This is a genomic window from Neobacillus drentensis (assembly GCF_036962765.1).
GTDB classification, from domain to species: Bacteria; Bacillota; Bacilli; order Bacillales; family Cytobacillaceae; genus Neobacillus; species Neobacillus drentensis_C.
Genome location: NZ_JBALOS010000034.1, coordinates 7,966 through 27,140, shown reverse-complemented (window position 1 = coordinate 27,140; position 19,175 = coordinate 7,966). Strand labels below are relative to the sequence as shown.

The 19,175-nt window shown below is 39.3% G+C and carries 15 protein-coding genes and 2 pseudogenes; all 17 read right to left on the bottom strand.

Annotated elements, in window-relative coordinates:
- A pseudogene (locus tag V7137_RS05880) lies at positions 1-216 on the bottom strand (Wadjet anti-phage system protein JetD domain-containing protein); the annotation flags it as partial.
- 527 nt (positions 217-743) lie between these two features.
- Positions 744-1,583, bottom strand: coding sequence for a sugar phosphate isomerase/epimerase family protein (locus V7137_RS05875; RefSeq protein ID WP_335697200.1), 840 nt, complete (start codon positions 1,581-1,583; stop codon positions 744-746).
- Positions 1,584-1,664: 81 nt separating this feature from the next.
- Positions 1,665-2,447, bottom strand: a complete 783-nt coding sequence (kduD, locus tag V7137_RS05870) for a 2-dehydro-3-deoxy-D-gluconate 5-dehydrogenase KduD (protein ID WP_335697198.1) — start codon at positions 2,445-2,447, stop codon at positions 1,665-1,667.
- Positions 2,448-2,482: 35 nt separating this feature from the next.
- Entirely contained in the window at positions 2,483-3,313 is an 831-nt protein-coding gene (kduI, locus tag V7137_RS05865) for a 5-dehydro-4-deoxy-D-glucuronate isomerase (RefSeq protein ID WP_335697197.1), read from the bottom strand.
- 217 nt (positions 3,314-3,530) lie between these two features.
- Entirely contained in the window at positions 3,531-3,704 is a 174-nt protein-coding gene (locus V7137_RS05860) for a hypothetical protein (RefSeq protein WP_335697196.1), read from the bottom strand.
- Between the two features lie 68 nt (positions 3,705-3,772).
- Complete coding sequence (locus V7137_RS05855) at positions 3,773-5,266, bottom strand: UxaA family hydrolase (protein ID WP_335697199.1); 1,494 nt, start codon at positions 5,264-5,266, stop codon at positions 3,773-3,775.
- Between the two features lie 15 nt (positions 5,267-5,281).
- Positions 5,282-6,751, bottom strand: coding sequence for a tagaturonate reductase (locus tag V7137_RS05850; RefSeq protein WP_335697195.1), 1,470 nt, complete (start codon positions 6,749-6,751; stop codon positions 5,282-5,284).
- An 87-nt stretch (positions 6,752-6,838) separates the two neighbouring features.
- Positions 6,839-7,841 (bottom strand): annotated as a pseudogene (locus V7137_RS05845) (LacI family DNA-binding transcriptional regulator).
- A gap of 50 nt (positions 7,842-7,891) precedes the next feature.
- The gene (gene uxaC, locus V7137_RS05840; protein ID WP_335697194.1) at positions 7,892-9,322 is read right to left on the bottom strand and encodes a glucuronate isomerase; all 1,431 of its coding nucleotides are present in this window, start codon (positions 9,320-9,322) and stop codon (positions 7,892-7,894) included.
- Between the two features lie 119 nt (positions 9,323-9,441).
- Positions 9,442-10,389: a hypothetical protein gene (locus tag V7137_RS05835; protein ID WP_335697193.1), complete on the bottom strand. Its 948-nt coding sequence runs from the start codon at positions 10,387-10,389 to the stop codon at positions 9,442-9,444.
- A 148-nt stretch (positions 10,390-10,537) separates the two neighbouring features.
- The gene (locus V7137_RS05830; RefSeq protein ID WP_335697192.1) at positions 10,538-10,762 is read right to left on the bottom strand and encodes a hypothetical protein; all 225 of its coding nucleotides are present in this window, start codon (positions 10,760-10,762) and stop codon (positions 10,538-10,540) included.
- 83 nt (positions 10,763-10,845) lie between these two features.
- Positions 10,846-12,426 carry a response regulator transcription factor gene (locus V7137_RS05825; protein WP_335697191.1) on the bottom strand — a complete coding sequence of 527 codons (1,581 nt, stop codon included), beginning with the start codon at positions 12,424-12,426 and terminating at the stop codon, positions 10,846-10,848.
- Entirely contained in the window at positions 12,419-14,242 is a 1,824-nt protein-coding gene (locus V7137_RS05820; protein ID WP_335697190.1) for a sensor histidine kinase, read from the bottom strand. Before V7137_RS05820 ends, V7137_RS05825 begins: the two co-directional genes overlap by 8 nt.
- A gap of 155 nt (positions 14,243-14,397) precedes the next feature.
- The gene (locus tag V7137_RS05815) at positions 14,398-15,708 is read right to left on the bottom strand and encodes a pectate lyase family protein (RefSeq protein ID WP_335697189.1); all 1,311 of its coding nucleotides are present in this window, start codon (positions 15,706-15,708) and stop codon (positions 14,398-14,400) included.
- A 21-nt stretch (positions 15,709-15,729) separates the two neighbouring features.
- Complete coding sequence (locus V7137_RS05810) at positions 15,730-16,845, bottom strand: glycoside hydrolase family 88/105 protein (RefSeq protein ID WP_335697188.1); 1,116 nt, start codon at positions 16,843-16,845, stop codon at positions 15,730-15,732.
- A 200-nt stretch (positions 16,846-17,045) separates the two neighbouring features.
- Positions 17,046-18,389, bottom strand: coding sequence for an ABC transporter substrate-binding protein (locus V7137_RS05805; protein ID WP_335697187.1), 1,344 nt, complete (start codon positions 18,387-18,389; stop codon positions 17,046-17,048).
- A gap of 66 nt (positions 18,390-18,455) precedes the next feature.
- Positions 18,456-19,175, bottom strand: a 720-nt coding sequence (locus V7137_RS05800; RefSeq protein WP_335697186.1) for a carbohydrate ABC transporter permease, incomplete at its 5' end; no start/stop codon positions are given.

The window sequence follows — 19,175 nt, the reverse complement described above, 5'->3', positions numbered from 1 at the left end:
GTATTGATTATTTTGAATAGGGATAAGTTGTCCTTCTACTTGTAATGTTTCAATGGCACGATAAAACAACGAATAACCGTCCATTTCAAAATAATCATCCAAACGCTTGCGCAACTGAATTTCTAAATCATTAATATTAATTTTCTTTTTTTGTTTAGGGTGTTGTATATCTTCAATAAAACTTCTCACCCTTGTTTCAATGACATCGATTTTCATTCACCTACTTAAATCTTTTTAGTTTCATAGGAATAGACTCTACTATCCAATTTGGACATCCTTTTATTATAAACTAGTTGTGTGATTGTGGGTAAATGGTTTTTTAATCAGCCCCCATAGCCTTGCATCTTTCTGATTTGTGAAATGAACCTCTTCGATATTACTTACACTCTCAAATATAACTTTTTGGATTGGAGATTCCATATCTTTATCCAAATTTAAGGTAGTGCAGCATAAGTTTTTGAAAAATATCAAAAAACCACACGAGTGAAATAATCACCGTGCGGTTAAAGAGTAGAAATAGCAACTTTTTATGTTGAGCGGAACTAGGCTAAAAACAAAAATAAAAAATAGATATATATAGGAAAAAGCCTCATGGGTGAAATAAAGCCTAATAGTGATTTAATTTAACCTCTTTTTCATAATTATTTTTATATTTATTTTAACAAATAGCTTTGAATGTAAATAATAGTTAATAGTTAGTCAGATTCTTTTCCCTAAATATATATTAAGCCATAATTAATTTACTACTTTTCGTATTTCCGTCTCAAATAGGCAATGCTTTCACCAATAAACGGTTCCTTTGTTCCTTCTATCAAAATATTGATAAATGGTTTTTTGTGCTTAATTAAGGCAAATAACTTATCGTAATTTAACAAACCTTGCCCTACTGGAACTTGTATTAATGAGCTGCCCTCAACAATAAAGTCTTTGGCATGGAAAATAACCATTCTGTCTCCCAATAATTCAAATGCCTCTTCAAAAATTTCTTCTTGATTAATATAGTTATCAATGCTTAACAGATTAACCGGATCAAAAATAACTTGGAGATTATGAGAGTCAATTATATCTAAAAGACATTTCATTGTTTGGACAGAATAAATAGGATGATTAACTCCCGCTTCTACTCCTACAATGACACCAAATTTTTCTGCCTCTTTTACTAGTTCTGAAACACTTTCAACTACCTCCATAAAAGGCTTTTCTCTAAAGTTTTCTTCTGTGTAAACAATCTCCGCATTGACGTTTCCTGTTTCTGTCCCAACAATGCTACAGCCAAAATCTCTTGCAAATCTTAGATGCTCTTTGAAACGATCAATCCCTTTTCTTCTCTCTACTTGGTCTGGATGAATCATATTAAAATAACAGCCCAAAACGGCAATCTGAAGCCCTGTGTGAGAAAAGGCGTTTCCAATATGGCGGGCAAGACCCGGAGATAGACTTCCTAATCCTGGATAAAGTGTCGGCAAGGACTTACTTAAAGCAAGTTGAACACTGGTCAATCCTTTATCAGCTATATCATTTACCAACTTTTCTAACAAATTGGTTTCGATATCATGGGCTCTAATCCCTAAATTCATACGAATACACCTCTTTCGTTCTATAAAGAAACCGTACCAAAAAAGTCTGGTACGGCTTTTTGATTTTTTATTTTGCCTCTTGCCGAGTTATCTGGCAAGCCACCCTCCATCAACTGTTAGCACATGTCCGTTCATATAATTAGATGCCTCACTAGCCAGGAACACCACAACACCCATCAAGTCTGCCGGATTAGCCCAGCGTCCAGCCGGGATCCGAGAAAGAATTTCCGCATTGCGTTTTTCGTCCGCACGAATCAGTGCAGTATTATCCGTAGCAATATATCCTGGTGCTATGGCATTGATTTGAATATTATACTCAGCCAATTCATTAGCAAACGCCTTGGTAAGGCCGGCTACAGCATGCTTGCTGGCCGTATAAGGAGGAACAAATTTACCCCCCTGGAATGAAAGCATGGAAGCAATATTGATGATCTTTCCCGATTTTTGTTCGGCCATAACCTTTGCTGCCTCCTGGCTGAGGAGGTACAAAGAATTAAGATTGATTTCCAGGACGTCATCCCAATCTTCCTCTTTGTATTCCAGCAGCGGTGCCCTGCGGATAGTTCCCGCGTTATTCACCAGGATATCAATTCTTCCAAATTCCTTAAGGCATTCTGAAGCTACTTGTTTTACTTTTATCCTGTCACTTAAATCTGCTTGGAAAAATACAGCACGTTGGCCGGTCTCTTCAATCAGTTTCTTTGTTTCCTGCCAGTCCCCGCTCCGTGCAACTACAAAAAGATCTGCCCCTGCCTTGGCCAGTGCAGCGGCGTACGCTTGCCCAAGACCCTTATTGCCCCCAGTCACGATGGCAACTTTTCCTTTAAGGCTGAAGTAATCTAGTGAAAAAGAGTTAAGTTCATTAGACATTATGATAACCTCCGTTCCTTAATTCCTTTAAATTATTATCTCAAATCTTTCATTTTTACAAAATCCATGTCAGTATAAGTGATGTTCTCTCCGCACATTCCCCAAATGAACGTGTAGTTGCTTGTTGCTGTCCCCGTATGAATCGACCAGCTTGGCGAGATGACCGCCTGTTCGTTTTTAAGAATTAAATGCCTTGTTTCGTCCGGTTTGCCCATAAAGTGAAATACACGTGTTTCTGGTTCCATATCGAAGTATAGGTATACTTCCATACGGCGTTCATGTGTATGGCACGGCATAGTATTCCAAACACTGCCTGGGGACAACATCGTCAAACCCATTTGAAGCTGGCAGCTTTCACATACATTTGGATGAACATATTGATAAATTTTCCGCTCGTTCAAAGTACCAGGCTCACCGGTTTCTAGAGGTACAATTTCATTAATATCGATTTTAACTGTAGGATACGAATGATGAGCCGGGGTAGAATTAATATAGAATTTAGCCGGATTGCTGGCATCCTTTGAGAGGAACAGTACTTCTCTGGTTCCCTTTCCAACGTACAATCCATCTCGAGCCTTCATGTCATATTCTTTCCCATCAAGGATGACAAACCCATCCCCTCCGATGTTAATGATTCCTAGTTCACGGCGCTCAAGGAAATACTCAACACCCAATTCTTTATCCAATTTAATAGTCAATTCGCCTTCTGCCGGTGTAACCCCGCCGAAAATCATGCGGTCATTGTGAGTATAGGTTAAGTGAACCTGCCCCGGCTCAAAAAGGGTTTCTACTAAAAATTCTCTTCTTAACTCTTCAGTTGTATATTTTTTCATATCTTCCGGATGAGTCGCGTAACGTGTTTCCATCTTCCATTTCTCCTTTACCATCAATTTATTGGTTATTTGAATGGGGTGCTGATTCGGACTCGATTGGGCTTGGTTTCATCAAAGCTGTCCGAATGAGCCTCTTATTCGGACTCGATTGGGCTTGGTTTCATCAAAGCTGTCCGAATCAGCCTATATGTGGTCACATTGAGTACTAAGAACAACAAAGTTTACGAAAAAAGCCATTTATTAAGAAAAACTACCGAACAATTTTTCCAGGGGCACTGTCAGCAAAGCGAAATACTTCCTCTTTTGTGAATATATTACAGTCACCGTGAATAGTGTGTTTCAGTGCCGAGGCTGCTGTAGCAAAAGAAACGGTCTGCTGCGGACCAAATTCTTCAAGGATTCCTGTTAAAATACCTGCCTCCATAGGAAGTACACTTACTATGACAATTATTTTTTGCAAGAATTCAGTTAGTAGAGATGAACAACACAGATTTATAATGTCACGCCGCTTTTAAAAATAGAGATTTCACGAAAGTCATTCTTTTCGTTATTCGCCATTTCACCACTTGCCACATGGACGATATAATCAACAAAATTATTCAGAACTTGGTCTGCCGAGATATGGTCTTCCAATAAAGTGCCGGCATTAAAATCGATCCAATGAGGTTTTGTTTCATAAATCTGGGTGTTTGTAGAAATCTTAACGGTCGGAACAAAGGTTCCGAACGGTGTTCCCCTTCCTGTAGTGAACAGAACCATTTGACATCCTGCGGCAGCAAGCGCTGTCGAAGCAATTAAATCATTTCCAGGTGCACTAAGAAGGTTTAGTCCTTTTGTTTTCAGAACCTCCCCGTACTTCAGGACATCCACAACTGTTGACGTGCCAGCCTTCTGTGTGCAGCCAAGTGATTTATCCTCAAGGGTTGTGATCCCGCCAGCCTTATTTCCGGGAGATGGGTTCTCATAAACTGGCTGATTATGTTGAAGGAAATATTCTTTAAAATCATTAATTAAACCGACTACTTTGTGAAATACCTCTTCATTTGCTGCACGTTCCATTAGAATTTTTTCCGCACCAAACATTTCCGGAACTTCGGTAAGAACCGTTGTGCCACCTTGGGCAATGAGGTAATCAGAAAATCTGCCAAGGAGCGGATTCGCCGTTATGCCAGAGAAACCATCAGAACCACCGCATTTTAAACCTATTCTTAATTCTGACAGTGGGATATCCTCCCTTTTATCCTGTTTTGCTTCTTCATAGAGTTCCATTACTAATTTAAAGCCTTCTTCAATTTCATCGGTAACCGCCTGTGAGATTAGAAATTTAACTCTATTTTCATTCACACTACCAAGTGCTTTTTTAAATGCAGGGAGTTCATTGTTTTCACAGCCAAGCCCTAATACAAGGACTCCGCCTGCATTCGGATGGCTGACGGCATTCACCAAAATCTGTTTTGTATTTTCATGGTCATCCCCCAGCTGGGAACATCCATAACTATGCTTTAAAACTAGAACATTATCAAAGGGGCTATTGTGGCCCACATATTTTTCAAATTGTTTAATAATTTTTTCTGCAATTCCATTCACGCAGCCTACTGTCGGAACAATCCAAAGTTCATTTCGAATCCCTACTGACCCATTTTCACGTCGATAGCCCTTAAAGGTCCGCTTTTCTTCTTTAAATGTATTTATGGTTTGAACTGGATGGTATTGGTATTCCTCGGTACCGGATAAATTTGTTTTCGTATTATGGGTATGGACAAGTTCGCCTGGGGCAATCCCTGTCAAGGCGTGGCCAATCGGGTACCCATATTTGATGATATCTTCATTTTTCCGGATTTCTTTGATGGCCACCTTATGTCCCCGGTAGGTCGCTTCTTTTAATTGAATCATTACCCCGTCAACATTCAGCTGTTCATCCTTCTTTAAATCTTTTAAAGCTAGAATGACATTATCGTTATCATGAATTTTAAGGTAATCTCTCATCAATCCCAGCCCTCCTTATTTATTAATCAATGTTTTCGATAATTCTTTTAGTGCACTCCTTACTCCCAGTTGTTCGATATCACTGAGGTGTTTCGTTACCGTGCTTGATAGATTTGAAATCTCATCAAGGTCCATATCCCAGAGATTCTTTTCACTTAGTACACTTTCGACTAGCTCGTTTAACTCAATTTCCTGATTTTCATACATGTTCCAAGTAGATTGAAAGAATTGCAGTGTTTCAGGTCGATCCTGCAAACTGATGCTTTCTTCTCCCCGTTTTCCTCGGTAAAAGAAGATAAGGCAGCTCAAAGCAAAAACCATTCTCATCGGAAGAACGTTAGTCTTCTCGATGTAATCAATAAGCGAAGGCAAATTTCTCGTAATAAACTTAGAAATCGAATTTAAGGATATACTCATTAAATAATGCTTAATATATGGGTTCGCAAACCGGCTTAGGACTTCCTCTGCGTAGAATCCGAGTTCCGCAGCATTCCCTTCCAGGGTAGGTACGATTTCCTCGGTTATCAGTTCTCTGATAAATAATCCTACTTCATTGTCAATTACTGCTTCTTCAACCGTTTCTAATCCAGATAAATAAGCTACAGGTGTCATCGCTGTGTGAGCCCCGTTTAGAATCCTGACTTTACGAGTTCGGAATGGAGTTAAATCCTTTACAACCATCGTATTTAATCCCGTACCTTCTACTGGAAGCACGTGTTTGATAAATTCAGGTCCTTCTATTACCCACAGATGGTACTGTTCACCCACCACCATTAATTCATCCTGATAGCCAAGCTCCGCCGTTTTTTCATGGATGGTGTCTGAAGGAAATCCAGGGACAATTCGATCAACCAGACTCGAGCAAAACGTATTTGCATTCTCGATCCAATTGATAAAGCCGCTGCCAAGATTCCAGTCTTGGGCATATTTTAGAACAATCTCCTTCAGGACCTTCCCGTTATTTTCAATCAGTTCACAGGGAATAATGATACAGCCTCGTTGTTGGTCTCCGGAAAAAGCTTTGAATCGATAATATAGGAAGGCAGTCAATTTTCCGGGAAAACTCTTCTGAGGCTGTTCCTCCAATTTATCCTCAGGGTCATAAGTAATGCCGGCCTCTGTAGTATTGCTTATGATAAAGCGAAGTTCCTCTTTTGCAGCCAGCTCGATATACGCCTGATAATCCGTAAAAAGGTTAATTCCACGGCTGATCGAATCAATTACCATATGTTCGTTAACAGGGCGGCCATCCTTGATACCCTGTAAATAAAGTGTAAACAACCCATCTTGACGGTTAAGCCTCTCGATCTTCTCAGATCCTCTTGGCTGAACTACAACAACACTGCCATTAAAATCGGTTTTCTGGTTAAGGACCTGAACTTGCCAGTCAACAAACCCTCTTAGAAAGTTCCCCTCACCAAATTGAAGGATTTTTTCCGGATAAATTTCGTATTCCTTATAATTCCTTCGATTTAATCTTTGCATAGCCCACAACCCCTTATTGACAAAAATATAAAATGCACACGTGAACATTTTTAGACACACCGCTACGGATAAACCCATAGCAATAAGTTAATTCATTTTCTTAACCGAATCCCTAATAATCAGTTCTGTTTTTAAGAAAATCTTTTCGTAACCCTTCTCACTACCGAGCATAATCGATAGCATTTTCTTGGCACCAAGGATGCTAATTGGTTCCAAAGGGCGTTTCACTGTAGTTAATCTTGGTGTTGTATATTGGGAAAAACCGATATCATCAAAGCCAAAGATAGAAATGTCATCGGGTACCTTTAATCCTTTGGCAAATACCGAATGAATGGCCCCAATGGCCATATCATCGTTTGAGCAGAATACAGCGGTTGGAGGTTCCTTCAGGGACAACAGCCTTTCCATTGCTTGGTATCCGCTTTCCATATCATAATTTCCCTGTACGGAGTATTCTTTTTTAATAGGGATTCCATAATCAATTAATGCTTTCAAGTAGCCCTCTTTGCGCATTTGTGATGATTTAAAGCTTGGAGTTCCTTCGATAATAGCGATATCCCGATGGCCATTCTCTAACAGGTACTCCACTGCCTGGCGAGATCCCTCAGTATCATTGCTTAAAATATTAATAAGATCATCCTCTTCTATCTCCCTATTAAGTACAACCAGCGGAATGCCTTTTTGACGAACATGATAGATAAACGAGTTGTCGCGGACGCTTTGGCTCATTAGGATAATTCCATCAAACCTTTGCCGATTAATACTGGAATAGTCTTGATAGTCATCAATCCCCCGAATGAACAGGTTATAATNNATCTTGTGTTATGATGCTATTGACACCCTTTATGGTATCAGCAAGAAAACTTGCTGATGTCCCATTGCTAATGCTGGTTAAAAATAATCCAATTGTATAGGATTTCTGCATCACTAGGCTTTTCGCATTAAAATTTGGTGTGTAGTTCAGCTGAGAGGCAATCTCAAGGATTTTTCTTTTTGTCGGCTCTTTGATTAATGGGCTGTTGTTAAGTGCCCTTGAAACCGTTGTATGTGATACGTTGGCTAATTTAGCAATATCCTTTATGGTAACCATCTTTGTAAGCTCCTTTTTCTGCCTCTAAAGCATGAAATCATCTTAATCATTTAGTTTAGGGTGCCAGCTGGCTCTGCGATTTTAAAATTAAAGTAGTCTTTGGCATTGTTGTAACAGATGCCTTGGACGATTCTGCCCAGCAGCTCCATATCATTTGGGACTTCGCCGTACTCGACCCATTCTCCGATTAAGTTGCATATCAGCCTGCGGAAATATTCATGTCTAGTATAAGATAAAAAGCTTCTCGAGTCTGTAAGCATACCAATGAACCTGCTGAAGAGACCTACATTAGACAATGCCTTCATCTGATCCAGCATTCCATCTTTCGTATCATTGAACCACCATGCCGTGCCAAATTGTATTTTTCCAGGCGTGGTTCCGTCTTGAAAACTATTGATAATGCTCGCAATCACAAAGTTATCGGTTGGATTCAACGAATAAAGGATGGTTTTTGGAAGCTTGTTTTCTTGTTCTAAGGAATCAAGAATCCTTACCAATGGTTTGGCAATTTGATCATCATTAATAGAATCGTAACCGGTATCAGGACCAAGTTTGTGAAACATTCTCGAATTGTTATTCCGATGAGCATTAATATGGAATTGCATCGCCCAGCCCAGTTCTGCATACAGCTTGCCAAGGAAGATAAGTGTGTAAGTCTTGAATTTCCTTTCTGCTTCAAGAGGAATCACGCTGCCTGATAACCTTTGTTCAAAAATTTGAGCAACCTCTTCAAAGGCAGCTTCTTCACAAACCATGGAATCTAATGCATGATCGGAAACAGTGCCTCCGGCTTCATGAAAGAACTGAACTCGTGCTTCTAATGCTGCAAGATAGTCTTCAAACGTGTTAATTTCAATGTTAGAGGCTACCTTTAGTTTTTCCACCCAATCAAGAAAACCTTCACGGTTTATTTCAAGTCCCTTATCAGGTCTGAATCCCGGTACAACACTAACTGGGAAATCCTTTTCATCCTTTAACAGCGTATGATATTCCAAACTGTCAACCGGGTCATCTGTTGTACAGATTACTCGCACATTAGACTTCACGATTAGTTCACGGACAGAAAAGCCTTCTCCATTTAGTAAAGCATTTCCTTTTCCCCAAATTTCAGGTGCACTCTGTTCGTTCAGGATATCATAGATACCAAAAAATCGTTGTAACTCTAAATGTGTCCAGTTATATAATGGGTTGCCAATTGTCATCGGAACAGTTCTTGCCCAGGCTAAAAATTTCTCATAGTCGCTGGCGTTGCCGGTTATATATTCCTCGGGTATCCCATTAGCTCTCATTGCTCGCCATTTATAGTGATCACCATAAAGCCATGCTTCTGTAATATTTTTAAATTTCTTATTTTCATAGATTTCTTTTGGGCTTAAGTGGCAATGATAATCAATAATTGGCATTTCCTTCGCAACATCATGATATAAAGAGACAGCGGTTTCATTTTTCAATAAAAAATTTGGACCCATGAATTTTTCCACTTCGAGCACCTTCCTATGTACATTTTGTTATCGTTAACAATTTTCTATAAATTCAGTCTAACAAATGATAGAAAATATGTAAACTAAAAATGTTAACGTTAACAATTTTCTCAAAAAAACTAAACCGTTTTCTGTTCTGCCACCTTAGTGATTTTTTGCCTTCGGGTTACAACGAAGTAAACAGCCAGCAGGCCGATTAATTCACCTGTTGAAGCGGCAATAGCACCTGCCTTACCATTTAGCGCCGGATTCCAATACACTAATGGAATAATGACCAGGACCACAGCAATCATATTAAAAATTTGCGGTTTTAACAGAGATTTTGTACTTTTTTGAAGCATGAGTATGCCGCCAAAGTAATCCACCCAAGGGAAGACCATGGTTTTAAGAATAAAAAATTTTAATACATGCAGACTTTCTGCTGCCAATGCCATGTCAGCACTTAACACTGTTCTCATAAACCAAGGGCCGAGAGCTGTAAAGCTAAGAATTGCCAGAAAGATAGATGGAACAATACTGAAAACCATCACGCACTTCAAAACCGTTTGTTTGTTTTTTTCATAGAATTGCAGGACAATCTGATGAGTGTACATAAAAAAGCTGAGTATCAGATTCGTAATGCTAAAAGCCAATGCGAATGAAGCAATCCCTAAATGAACATCTTGAATTTTGCCAAGAAACGCGTAAATCACGGGGATTATGATGGTCTGAAACGACAAATAAAAAACTAACGGAAAATAAAAAGTAGAAATTTCTTTTTGTCGCAAAGGTGTTTCCGTTTCCGAATCGTTTTCTCTAACAATCGAATTCCCGCGCCAGACACTAATGATGCATTCGATTCCCATTCCAGTTAAAAAGATCATCGCGCCTGCAGCACTACTATTTGCATGATGAGACAAGTTCAAATAAGCAGCGACAGCAAACATGCCTGCTAACCGTATAACGACGCCAATTGTTAACCATTTTGTTTCCAATTTATTAATAATCATTCCCTGATATAAACAGCGGAGACCGGAAAATAAAATGACGCCTGAAAGAACAAGAAAGGTTAACTTCAAGGAAGCCATAGAATCCGCCTCCGCATTAAAACCATACTTAAACACCAGGTCCCCGAGCCGAGTAGAGTAAGACCAATTAATACACAAAGGGCTGTTATGACAAGCGAAACCTTGATAAAAAAAGCGGCAATTTTGTTGAAGGAAGCTTTCCCTTTTGCTAAGGCTGAGCTCGTTTGCCTAAAAACCAAGACCGGCCGTTCAAGGATTCCAATAAAGAGAAGGCAATCGCGTAATTGGCAATAATGACTTCAGCATGGTCGGCCCGGCTCAATGTTCCATTAATAATAACATGAGAAATGGATGTTAGACTTGCAGATACAGCCAATGGAATAAAAAAGATCAGTATCCTTATAAAACTGGAATCCTTAATAATCTTTGGCAATTTAATTTATCCACCCCTTTTCCATTACACTCCGTTTTTTTAAAGGGTCATTTATTTTTATCCCGAGTGCCGAAATAATATGCCTATTTCAGCTTTTTAAATTCGATTGGAGAATAACCCGTAAATTTTTTAAAACAGCTGCTGAAATATTGGGGGTTCGAGTACCCAATCTTTTCAGCGACCTCGTAAGTTTTCATATCCGTTGTTTGAAAAAGCTCCATAGCCTTCTTCATCCTCGTTTCAATGAGAAAATCACCAAAGTTAAATCCCTTCTCTACTTTAAAGAGATTACTAAGATAGGCTGAGCTCACATGAACCTCTTCTGCCACTGTTTGGAGGCTTACATTGGCGACGTGGTAATTTTCACGAATGAAGTTAATCGCCTTATCAACAAGTGTGTGCTTTTGATTCCCATTTAATTTTTTTATAAACTCAGCCAAATCGACAGCCATTATTTTTATTTCTGAAAAGATCTCATCCATGGTCTGCAATTTTACTACCCTGCTCTCGACATTTTCAAACTTGGTATAGTCCCAGTTTTTTGCCATTTTAGATGATTCATAAAATAGTAAACTAATGACTCTAACAGCAAACAAAACCATTTCCTGCAAGGATACTCTTTTATTTGTCAGAAGTTCTATTTTTGCATTCTCTAGCAGCTCCGTTACTTTTTCCGGAAGTCCCAGTGTAATATATCGGAATAAATCTTCTTCAATTTTTAGTTGTTCAGCCACTTCCTCACACTCGGAAGCTTCAATTTCTTCAATAGAATAAGCTTGATTGATTCCTACCAGATGACGGAAGTTCATAGCTTTTACAGATTCTCGATAGGAGCAGCTAACGTCTGCAAGTTCATGATAGATTCTCCCACTTGTAATCGTAATCGTGGTATGAAGATTTTCTTGTATCGTTGAAAGGAATTCACGTGTAACATTCGTAATAGCACCAGTAAAATCATCTGCCAGTAAATCGGAACCAAATAGAAAGACGGCAAATTGCTCCGTTTCAGCGTTCACAACGCAGCCTTCCATCTTAAAAACGTCAAGGATGTTTCGGCAATACTCCATGATACGGTCTTTTACAGTTTGCATGTCTGTCTGGGGGCCAAAATCTGTTTGGTCCATTTTGACATACAGTGCCGCTGAATGTGCCCCTTTTGGTTCCACACCTAGTTTACATAACTCTATAACTATTTCTTCATTCGTCAAGTCGTTAAGGCTTAAACTTTTAAGAAACTGCTGCTGGAGATAGGGTTGACTCTCGTTGATATGATTTTCCTTCTGCAGCTCAAGGTCTAATTCTAATGACGCTTGTTTCAGTTTTTCAATCAAATCACTAGTTTCTACTGGTTTAAGCAGATAATCATAAGCCTTTAATTTAATTGCCTCGTGAGCATATTTAAAATCCTCATAGCCTGTTAACAGAATTACTTTTGTTTTAGGGTTATATTCTTTGATCGCCTTAGTCATTTCCAGCCCATCCATAAAGGGCATTTGAATATCGGAGATGACAATATGAGGATCATGTTCTTTAATAATTTCCAGACCTTGCTCACCATCAGCACCTACACCAACCAACTCAAATCCATGTTCCGTCCAAGGTATAACGCTAGATAAACCTTTACGGATAATACGGTCGTCATCCACTATTGCTACCTTATACATTTGTTAAGTCCCCCCGTGTTTTTGGGATCCTTACCAGGGTCTTTGTGCCAGCTCCTGCATCACTTTCAATTGATAACCCATAGGCTTCCCCAAAATGCAGCTTGATTCTTTCATGAACACTTCTTAGACCAATTCCAATGGTCGGGGAATTGCCCCTTTTGCTCTGAAGCTCTTCCTTTATGACACTTAGTTTTTCGCTATCGATTCCAGAGCCATTGTCGATTACTTCGAGGCATACCATATCGCTGATTTCATATCCCTTTATAATGATCTTCCCCTTGCCCCTTTTTTGCTTAACTCCGTGATAGATGGCATTTTCTATCAGAGGCTGCAGTGTCAGTTTTACAATTCTGCAGGGTAACAGATTGGGATCGATATTAATTTCATAGGAAAAATCATCTCCATATCTCATTTCCTGGATGATAAGATAATTTTGGATATGAGCAATTTCTTCCTCTAAAGTGATAATTTCTTTCCCTCTGCTGATACTAATACGAAAAAAATTGGACAGTGCTGTAATCATACTGCTGGCTTCTTTATTCATTCCCATATCGGATAAGCCCTTTATGGAATAAAGGGTATTATATAGAAAATGAGGATTAATTTGTGCATGCATAATCGAGAACTCGAGCTGCCGCTTTTCATCCTGTTCTAGTCTAATTTGTTCCAGGAGCGTATTAATTTTAACCAATAAATCGTCCAATGCTGTTTTCAAAATTCCAATTTCTCTAGGACCTTTATGAGAGAAGGTAATATTTAAATTATTTTCATTGATTTGTTTCGTTTGCGAAACTAGGACAGAGACTGGATTGGTAATGTATTTAGCCAAAAAGTTAGCAATTAAAATAGCTATTGCTGTTAACATTAAAATAACAATTACTGTTACAATTTTTATATAATTGACTTTCTTTAATATCTCGTCCGTCGGGAATATAGCAGCCACTTTCCACTTATTCACACCGATTGTATCGTAGATAATCGTCATGTTCTTTCCAACTGCATTTTGAAACTCATATCGCCCTTTTTCATCCTGCAATGACTGCAGATAGCTTAATTCCTTTGAATTCAAACGGTATTTGTCTGCGACTGTTTTCGAATTAAAGGTTCCGTCCCGGCTGACAAGGGTAAGATAGCCATGTTCCCCAATTAATGATTTATTTAGAACGTTTTCAAAAAAACTCTTCCGTAAATTAAAGAGCAAGATACCATTTGCTTTGGATTTATCGTTGCCTATCAACTTAAAAACACTTACCACTTCTGATTTACTGGCAAAAATATCATCGAGATGCTCATTATGCCAGTAAAACCCTTGCTTGCTGCCACGATATTGTTCTGCATATTTCTTGTAAGGAAATTGATTGAAATTCTTCCGGAAATCACTGCGATATAAAGTAAATTTTCCATTATGCATATCAACAAGAATAGATTCGATAATCGTGTTGTAGTTTAGATGAATCACTTTCAATGAATTGTTCAAATAAATGTAATCGTTTGGATCCACCTCAGAAAATTCAGAATCTATCAGGTCTAATGTCTTCGGGTCGTTTGAGAAAGCAACCAGCCGTTCGAATACATCATAGAGTCTGTTTTCTAAATAGGACTTAGTCTGGAATACCGTATTATCTACACTTTTATAAGCATTTTCCTCAAGCTGGGTCACAGCCAGCTGATAGGAAATCCAGCCGGTAAATGCAATAAAAAATATCATAACCGGCAGAAATAACGAAATGATCGTGGATCGTAAGGAAAATAAAAAATATTTTTTAATAAATACGACGAATTTATTTCTCATAGGCAATATAGGAAGCGTTTCCAAATCAACAACTTCCTCTCCATTCCTTTTTCTACTATAATCTTAATATTAAAAATACATTATTTTTCTAGACTGGTAAATGGGTTTTCTCTCGCATCCTAAAACTTCCATCACAAAACGGCTGAAACCCATAAAAAATTTATGGGTTTCTTTACAGCCTATTCTAGTTTACCTGTACCCGCCTTAGCTTTTACAAGCGCAGGGACTGCCTGTGTCGGATGGATTTTCGTAAACAAGGCTGGTTCCCAGCCAACATTTTCATCTAGCTGGACTGAATGTGATTGATTAAAAGCATCGACTAAATCGACCTCGTTCGCGGAGCTTTTTCCATTTACAAACGATCCACTTTCATAAATCGAAGTGCCCTTCCAATCCTTGATAATTTCTCCAGGATCAATATCATAATCAAAATCAAAATAATTGTTCTCTGCATAAATTTTTGAGTTTACGCCAACGCCTAGAGCATAATCAAACTGATAATCTGAGTCTTTATTAAACTCATAGTAATTGTTGTAAACATGTACTTGGCCATAACGGACCCTTGGCAGCCTCTGTGTCAGGTTTTTGTAATAGTTATGGTGAATCGTGACCTTTAAGTGTCCCTCGTCGCTCTTTTTACTATCACTGGAGCCGATAAGCGAGGTCTTGTCATGGTCCTCTAACACATTGTAAGAAATGGTTACATAATCAGCGCCATTCGTCACATCAAGCAAGCCGTCATGTTGCTGGTAGGTTCTTCCAAAAATTTCCCCAAAGTCCTCATCATGATGTTCTCCATCAGTAAACTTGTTATGGTCAATCCAGACATGATGAGTGCCATTTGTTATCGTTACATTATCATATTCGGAGTTCCATTCACCAAAATCGCCGTCTGTCGGATCCCATTGAGGGAAGAAATCAACAGGTGCTTGAAATTCGATATTGCGGATAATGATATTTTCCACTCCGCTCATAATAAAGCTGCCACCGATTATTTTGGCATCATCGCCCAGTCCAATAATCGATGTGTTTGAGCCAATATTAACCACTATCTGCTGTTTTTGGTTCTGAGCGGAGCGTGCACGTGCATCCTCGAGCGGACCAAACACTTCCTTGTCGTGTCCCCACACATCAGGCTTATAGGCTTCAAGGTAGGCATTATAATCATACGCTGGATCTGCATAATACTCAGGTTCGATTGGATTGTTATTTGAATCTACATTAAAGTCAATTGTACCTTTAACATAAATAATTTTAGGGGTGTTATCGATGCCGCCGCCAAGAGCCTTAAGAAGCTCGGCTTTATTTGTTACGGTAAAAACATGGCTGGCAACCGCGTTTGCCCCGCCAGTGGTTACCTGGTCATATGCGGCCCAGCCATCCTTCGGCGCAAGAACTTCCCTTCCCAAATCAGACGAAGATGCTGAAACCGAAGAAATACCCATTGCCAACAAAGATACCGCTAAAAGACTGCTAAATGTTTTTTTCATCCAGAACACTCCTTTAATTTATTATTTAATGATATTTACTAGTGCCATGCTGGCTAAAATAAAGGCACCAACACCATGAAGGTCATTTTCGGACACTGGACGAGAAACGTAGTAGTCATACACATCTGCGGAAGTTCCGATACAGATTCCTTTCATCGTCAATGAGTCACCATCGACTTCAATCATCTCATTTAATAACCCCTGGTATCCCTTGATTGCAGCTTCAAGGTATTCTTTACCCACGTACCCCTGCTCAACTGCCCTGGCAATGGTATAAATGAATAAGCTGGAGCAGGATGATTCCAGCCAGTTATCCTCAAAGTTTCCTTTGTCCACAATTTGATACCATATCCCGGTTTTTTCGTCCTGATAGTTTACAAGGCTTTTAATAAGACTTTGTAAGGACGAAATTAATTCTCCTCTTCCACTATGATCCTTTGAAAGAAGATCGAGGATATCAATCAGCGCTGTGCCATACCAGCCAACCGAACGTCCCCAGAATTCCGGTGAGCACCCTGTCACAGGATTTGCCCAAGGCATCTTTCTGCTTTCATCGTAGGCATGGTAAAGAAGTCCAGAATTTTCATCCTTCATATTTTTCCGCATGAGCTTTTCCTGATATAAAACCATGTCGTCTAACCCTTGTTCATTAAAGGCATTCTGGTACATCAAAGCAAAAGGACCCGCCATAAACAAACCATCCAGCCACATTTGATATGGATATTTGTCTTTATGCCAGAAACCGCCTTCTTTTGTTTTGTTCAAGGTATGGAATAACTGTCTAAGTTTATCTGCTGCTTTCTTATAACGTTGGTCCTTCGTCTCCTTCAACAAAAGATATAATAAAATCCCTACTTGTATAGAGTCCAGCTGGTCCCGCTCAAACAGGAAATTGCCCTCTTCATCTAGGAGATTATCAATATAGCTTTTAAGATAATCAAAATACTCTTGATTTTGAGTTTTCTCCCAAACACGCTGCATCCCGTAAAGGTAAACCCCCTGATGATAGTGCCACACATTTGCCGGCGGCAGTTCTTCCGGTGTAAACGTTCTCATCAATGTTCTAGATGCTTTTTCAGCCATCTCTAAAGCCATCTCTGCCGTTACATTTGTTGTTTTGGTTTCTGAATAACTCATGATTGTGCCTCCTGTTATTTCCGAATTATTTAATAAAATCTTCTCGCTGTTGTGTAAAGATATCTAGAATAATAGATTCGTCCTCAAGGGTCTTCACACCATGTAATTTGTTGGAAGGCATATAGATACTAACCCCTTTTTCAACTGGAAGAGATAAAGCCGTCTCGAAAGTAGTTTCTAGACGGCTTTATTTTTATTGTTTATTTCTTGAAATGCTCATCGTATTTCTTTTGAGCGTCTTCAATTGCTTTTGCCCACTGATCAAGGAACTCTTCTACCGTCATTTTTCCGCTCATTACAGCCTGTGTTCCAGGATCAACTATTGTATCAAGAATGGAACGATATTCAGGCAGATAGAATGGCGGCTTGTAAAGAATGGTATTTGGATCATCATAAACTTTGAATGCTGTTTGAATATGTGGAGAATCCTTTACCCATTGTTCACTTAATACATCAGAGTTCGTCGGAATCTGCCCAACCTGCTGGTTCCAGTAAGATTGGCTGTCCTTTGAATTCATGAATGCTGCCAATTTCCATGCTGCTTCTGGGTGTTTCGTTGTTTTGAATACACTGATCCCAATGGTGTTTCCGCCTTCTGCTACATATTTGCCATCAGCCGATTTTGGAAGTGGAATGGCTTGGAACTGATCTGGCTTTAATGCCTCCTTATGTTCGCCGAAAGAGCCAATGTTATGCTGAACCATCGCAACTGCACCTGTATCGAATCCAGCAATCATTTCTTTGTAACCGTTTGTAATATCACTTTGCGGAGTATATTTTTTATATAAGTCAAAATACTTCTTCAGAAACTCAACATTCTTTTTGCTGTTGATTGTACTTTTGCCATTTTTAATGTAGTCCTCTTCACCCGAGTAGGCATACATCAAACGCTGTAGTTGGAACGATCCGCCAGCACCACCGCGGATGGTATAACCATAGCGGTTGTTAGCTTTGTCTGATTGCTGTTCAACGGCAGTGAAGAACTCATCCCATGTCTCAGGAACTTTTGTCCTTTTTTCCTTGAACCAGTCAGGACGGACCCAAAGGATATCAAGATTTTGTGTATATGGAATGCCGTATAACTTGTGGTCAACAACGATTTCCTTGTTGAAGTCGATTGCGCCTTTATTAATTTTGTCTTTATCTTCCCATTTTTTGTAATAGGAATCTAATGGCAGCAATGCCTCTCTTAATGCAAATTCTGGAAGCCAGCTCGTCTGCACACTGCCCACGTCAGGGGTATCCTCTGCAGCGATGGATGCATCGTACTTCGCTTTTGCCGAGTCTTTCGGCAGCCCGACATATTCAACGTCAATGTTAGGATTTTTCTCTTCAAATCGTTTGATTAATTCTTCCCAGATTGGTGTACGCTGAGGCCCAGCATTTTCATCCCAAAACGTTAACGTAATTTTTTCATTTGGATCTGTTTTCTTTTCCTTTGTGGTTGCTTCTTTACTGCTGCCGGAATCGGAACTGCAGCCTGCAAGCAGTAATGAAGCAGCCATTGAAGTAGCGGCAACTGTTTTCCAAAACTTATTGTACACAAAAATCCCCCTCAATGATTTGTTATATATGTTTTGTTATAAAAACCAGCATTATTAAACCCTGCATTACCCTTTGACAGCTCCACCCATACCATTAACCAAATGCTTTTGCGCATAGGCAAACATAAGGACTGTTGGAATTAAAGCGATTACACTACCGGCCGCCAAAGCACCATAGTTGATATTAAATTCACCCATCATATAGCTGAGGCCGACTGGAAGTGTAAACTTGCCCTGCTGGTTTGTCAGCATCAAGGCAATCAGGAATTCATTCCAAGTGTAAATGAAGGTGAATACACTCGTTGCTACGATTCCTGGAACCAGGAGCGGGAAGATAACATAGCGGATTGCCTGCAGCTTATTGCAGCCATCCACCATCGCTGCTTCTTCAAGTTCTCGAGGAACGTTTGAGATGAAACCATTCATTAGTACTGTCGTAAACGGGATCTCAACAGCCGCATAAGTAATAATTAATGAAAGCGGGTTACTGATCAACCCCATATGCTTAAAGATAATAAATAAAGGAATAATCAACATGGACCTTGGAATAAACTGTGTGCATAAAAGCATTAGAAGGAATGCACGCTTCCCCTTAAACTTGTATCTGCTTAAGGCATAACCTGATAGTGTTGATAGTATTAATACTATAAATACCGTACATACACCAACTATCAAACTATTTTTAAAGTAGGTTGAAAACCCTACATTTGTCCATGCTGTAACGAAGTTATCGATTGTCGGCGATGCTGGTATGTATCCAAGCGGCCGCTTGACGATATCTCCTTC

Bases quoted from the DNA above. Each gene is read 5' to 3' on its own strand.
- kduD (WP_335697198.1), bottom strand. From the start codon at position 2,447: ATGTCTAATGAACTTAACTCTTTTTCACTAGATTACTTCAGCCTTAAA.
- kduI (WP_335697197.1), bottom strand. From the start codon at position 3,313: ATGGAAACACGTTACGCGACTCATCCGGAAGATATGAAAAAATATACA.
- V7137_RS05860 (WP_335697196.1), bottom strand. From the start codon at position 3,704: ATGGAGGCAGGTATTTTAACAGGAATCCTTGAAGAATTTGGTCCGCAG.
- V7137_RS05855 (WP_335697199.1), bottom strand. From the start codon at position 5,266: ATGAGAGATTACCTTAAAATTCATGATAACGATAATGTCATTCTAGCT.
- V7137_RS05850 (WP_335697195.1), bottom strand. From the start codon at position 6,751: ATGCAAAGATTAAATCGAAGGAATTATAAGGAATACGAAATTTATCCG.
- V7137_RS05835 (WP_335697193.1), bottom strand. From the start codon at position 10,389: ATGGCTTCCTTGAAGTTAACCTTTCTTGTTCTTTCAGGCGTCATTTTA.
- V7137_RS05825 (WP_335697191.1), bottom strand. From the start codon at position 12,426: ATGTATAAGGTAGCAATAGTGGATGACGACCGTATTATCCGTAAAGGT.
- V7137_RS05815 (WP_335697189.1), bottom strand. From the start codon at position 15,708: ATGAAAAAAACATTTAGCAGTCTTTTAGCGGTATCTTTGTTGGCAATG.
- V7137_RS05810 (WP_335697188.1), bottom strand. From the start codon at position 16,845: ATGAGTTATTCAGAAACCAAAACAACAAATGTAACGGCAGAGATGGCT.